The organism is Kitasatospora sp. MY 5-36, from assembly GCF_001182915.1.
In the GTDB taxonomy this organism is placed as follows: domain Bacteria; phylum Actinomycetota; class Actinomycetes; order Streptomycetales; family Streptomycetaceae; genus Kitasatospora.
This window is the reverse complement of record NZ_LFVW01000813.1, coordinates 1-4,172: the sequence shown is the minus strand read 5'-3', so window position 1 is coordinate 4,172 and position 4,172 is coordinate 1. Positions and strand designations below refer to the sequence as shown.

At 76.0% G+C, this 4,172-nt stretch carries 3 protein-coding genes and 1 pseudogene; all 4 read right to left on the bottom strand.

From position 1 onward, the window contains the following. A pseudogene (locus tag AE652_RS36580) lies at nt 1-284 on the bottom strand (oxidoreductase); the annotation flags it as partial. After that, complete coding sequence (locus tag AE652_RS49590; protein ID WP_369808364.1) at nt 281-1,594, bottom strand: 2Fe-2S iron-sulfur cluster-binding protein; 1,314 nt, start codon at nt 1,592-1,594, stop codon at nt 281-283. The gene AE652_RS49590 and the pseudogene AE652_RS36580, both read right to left, overlap by 4 nt. Continuing rightward, on the bottom strand, nt 1,591-2,457 hold the full coding sequence (locus AE652_RS48715; protein ID WP_049659370.1) for a xanthine dehydrogenase family protein subunit M: 867 nt from the start codon (nt 2,455-2,457) through the stop codon (nt 1,591-1,593). The genes AE652_RS49590 and AE652_RS48715 overlap by 4 nt, the downstream gene beginning before the upstream one ends. Nucleotides 2,458-2,814: 357 nt before the next feature. Then, on the bottom strand, nt 2,815-4,172 hold a 1,358-nt coding region (locus tag AE652_RS36565), incomplete at its 5' end, for a beta-N-acetylhexosaminidase (protein ID WP_049659364.1).

Below are 4,172 nucleotides of genomic sequence, written 5' to 3'. Positions count from 1 at the left end.
CCGGGCGGCAGGTCGGCGGCGGTGACCACGGCGTGCACCCCGGGCAGCGCCAGCGCGGCCGAGGTGTCGATGCCGCGGATCCGGGCGTGCGGGTGCGGCGAGCGCAGCACGGCGCCCCACAGCAGGCCCTCGGCCCAGAGGTCGGCCGCGTACGGGTAGATGCCGAGCGCCTTCGGCAGCGCGTCGCCGCGCAGCGGGGAGCTGCCCAGGCCGATCGGCTCCGGTGCGCCGCCCTCGCCGCCGTCCTGCTGGAGTGCTGCGCCGATGTCGGTAGGCGACGTCATGATGCGTGGTCGTCCTCGGGGAGCCGGATGCCGTGGGCGGGGGTGGCCCCGTACGGGACACCGGCCGGGGCGCCGCCCTCGGCCGGGGCACCGTGCGGGTGCGGAGCGGGGTACGGGGTGCCGTGCGGCGGCGTGCCGTCGTAGACGGTGCCGGGCAGCGGGGTGCCGTGCGCGGGGGTGCCGTGCGGCGGCGTGCCGTCGTAGCCGGCGCCGGGCAGCGGGGTGCCGTGCGCGGGGGTGGGCTCGTAGACCGGGGCGTCGTACCCGGCGTCGTAGCCGTTCTGCTGCTGGTGGCCGTCCGGGTAGGGCAGGTAGGTGCCGTGCGCGGGGGTGGCCTGGTAGGGCTGCTCGGGGTAGCCCTGCGGCGGGTAGTACACCTGCTCGTCGGCGGCCTGGGCGGGGATGGCGTCCCGGATCGGGGCCAGCACGGTGGTGTCGTACACGCCGGTGTCGTAGCCGCCCTGGGGGTCGCCGTACGGCACTCCGGCCGGGGCCGGCCCGACGCCCGGCTGCCCGACGGCGTGCTGCGGGACGGCGTGCTGCTCGACGGGCTGCTGCGGGACGGGCTGCTGCTCGACGGCCTGCTGCGGGACGTGCTCGATCCAGTCCCCGGCGTCGGCGTAGACCGGCGGCTCGACGGCCTGCCCGGGCTCGACCGGCGCCTCCGCCGGCCGTGCGGCGGGCGGCTCCGCGACGGGCTCGGCGACCGGCTCGACCGGGGCCTCGGCGGCCTGCGCGGCGGCCTCCTCCGCCTGCTCGGCCTCCAGCGCGCGGGCGTCCGCGACGGTCTGGACGGCGGCCAGCACGCCCCGGTAGCCGGTGCAGCGGCAGAGGTTGCCGCACAGGGCCTGACGGGCCTCCACCTCGGTGGGCCGGTGGTTGCGTTGGAGCAGGTCGTGCACCGCCATCGCCATGCCGGGGGTGCAGTAGCCGCACTGGACGGCGCCGGAGGCGGCCAGCGCCTGCTGGACGGCGCTCGCACCACCGGCGGCCGACAGGCCCTCGACGGTGTTGATCTCGCTGTCGGCGGCCAGCGCGGCGGGCACCAGGCAGCCGGCCACCAGCTGGCCGTCCACCTGCACCGAGCAGGCCCCGCATTCGCCCTGCTCGCAGCCGTCCTTGGCGCCGGCCAGGCCGAGCCGCTCGCGCAGCACGTAGAGCAGGCTCTCGCCGATCCAGGCGTCGGTGACGGGCCGTTCGAAACCGTTGACCCGCAGCGTGTACGAGGCGCACGGGCGCAGCTCGCGGCTGACCTGCGGGGAGAGGCCGAGCGGGTCGGCGTCGAGGGTCTCGATGGGGTCTGTGGTCACTTCAGCACCCTTCCCAGCGCCCGTCGGGCCAGCACCGATACGGTACGCCGCAGCCGAACGGCGGCCGCTGTCGGCCCCTCGGTCACGGCCTCCCAGGCGCCCTCGGCGCCGTAGTCGTCGGGGACGCAGGCGGCGGCCACGTACTCGCCGAAGGCGGCGGTCGCGGCCGGGTCGATCTCCCGGCTGCCGTCCCAGTCGATGCAGCCGGCCACCCAGGCCTCGGCTTCCAGCGGGCGCAGCGGCACCGGCGCGACGGCCCCGACGGCGCAGCGCACCGAGCGCCTGGCCGGGTCGAGGACGAGGGCGACGGAGGCGGTGGCGCGGGCCGGGCCGCTGCGGCCGGTGGCCTTGAGGAAGACCTGCGGGGCGTGCAGCAGCGGGACGCGCACCCAGGTGAGCAGTTCGCCGGGGCGCACCGGGTCGAGTCCGGTGAGCAGGTGACTGACCGGCACCTCGCGGGTGCCCCCGGCCCGGGTCAGGGTGACGCCGGCCTCCAGCGCGGTGAGCACCGGGAGGGTGTCGCCGGCCGGGGCGGCGGTGACGATGTTCCCGCCGAGGGTGCCGACGTTGCGGACCTGCGGCGGGCCGGCGGTGCGGGCGGCGTCGGCGAGCGCGGGGATGAGCGCGGCGAAGTCGGGGCGGTCCATCCGGGCGTGGGTGAGTCCGGCGCCGAGGACGGCGGTGCCGCCGTCCTCGTAGCGCCAGCCCCGCAGTTCGGTGATCCGGCCGAGGCCGACCAGGGCGGCGGGTCGCAAGCGGCCGGCGTTGACGGCCTCCATCAGGTCGGTGGCTCCGGCCACCGGTACCGCGGCCGGAGCGGCGGCCAGCGCGTCGACGGCCTCGTCGAGGGAGGCCGGCAGCATGATCGTCCGGTTCACCTGGGTCCCACCGTGCTCCACTTGCTCATCGATCGCCTGCCGCCCGCCGGCCTGCGGCCGTGCCGTCCTGCGTCAGCAGCCCGGCCTGGCCCGTAGGGTACGGGCGATCGGGCCGGGTTGGGCAACTCTGGCACACAATGCTCGATGATCATTTCGGGGCCGGTGAACGGGGCTGCCCGATTGGGACCGATACCGGGCGGTATCTGCCCCGACCCGCTCCGGGCCAGGGCAGATGTTCATCAGTTCTTGACGTCCGATGACCGCTCAGAAGTTCCCGGTCAGCACGACCGGGGCGTGTCACGGGGGTCCCGGCGGCCCCGGAAAGGGCCCCCGGGACACCCCCTAACGGACCGGCGGCGGGCCCTCGATCGGCCGGCCGGCCGGGGCGGGCCAGCGCTGCCACGGGTGCGGCCCGTCGGCCGGGCGGTACTCGACGCCGAGCGCGTCCAGCGCCTTCAGGTGGGTCGTCAGCCGCCGCTCGAAACCGGCGAAGTCCCGCTCGGCCGGCTCGGCGGGCAGCGCGGACCAGGCGACCTCGGCGAAGGCGACCAGCCGGGGGAAGGCCCGGTAGTCGATGTCCCGGGCGCTGTCCATGAACTCGCTCCACAGGTTGGCCTGGGTGCCGATCACGTGCCGGGCGGCGGCCTCGTCCAGCTGCTTCGGGACGGGCTCGAACCGGTAGACGTCCTCCAGCGTGCGCACGAAGCCGACCGGGATCGGCTCGTCCGGCCCGTCCGCCTGCCGGTGGTCGAAGTAGACGTGCTGCTCGGGGCACATCACCACGTCGTGCCCGGCCTTCGCGGCGGCGATCCCGCCGCCGAAGCCGCGCCAGGAGGAGACCGCGGCGCCGGGCGCGAGCCCGCCCTCCAGGATCTCGTCCCAGCCGATCAGCCGGCGGCCGCGCTCGGCGAGCCAGCGGTCGAAGTGCCGGATCAGGTGGCTCTGCAGTTCGTCCTCGTTGGCCAGGCCCAGCTCGCGGATCCGCGCCTGCGCGGCGGCGCTGTCCTTCCACTGCTCCTTGGGGCACTCGTCGCCGCCGAGGTGGACGAACTCGGACGGGAAGAGCTCCAGGACCTCCTCCAGCACGCCCTCGAAGAAGCGCAGGGTCTCCTCGGAGGCGTTGAGCACGTTGTGGCTCACCCCCCAGTCGGTCCACACCCCGAGCGCGGCGGTGTCCACCACGTCGGTGTTGCCCAGCTCGGGGTAGGCGGCGACGGCGGCCTGGGTGTGGCCGGGCAGGTCGATCTCCGGGACGACGGTGATCCCGCGGGCGGCCGCGTAGGCGACGATCTCGCGCAGGTCGTCCTGGGTGTAGAAGCCGCCGTGCGGGCGGTCGTCGCGGCGCTGTCCGGCCCGGTACCCGACCATCGAGCGGTCCCGCCAGGAACCGCGCGCGGTCAGCCTCGGGTAGCGCTTGATCTCGACCCGCCACCCCTGGTCGTCGGTCAGGTGCAGGTGCAGCACGTTGAGCTTGTGCGCGGCCAGCAGGTCGACGAAGCGCAGCACGTCCGCCTTGGGCAGGAAGTGCCGGGCGACGTCGAGCAGCGCGCCGCGCCAGCCGAACCGGGGGGCGTCCTCGATGTCGGCGCCGGGCAGCACCCAGCCCTCGTGGCGCAGCGGCGAGCGGCGGTAGGCGTCCGGCCCGAGCAGCTGCCGCAGGGTCTGCGCGCCCCACAGCGCGCCGGCCGGGCCGCCCGCGG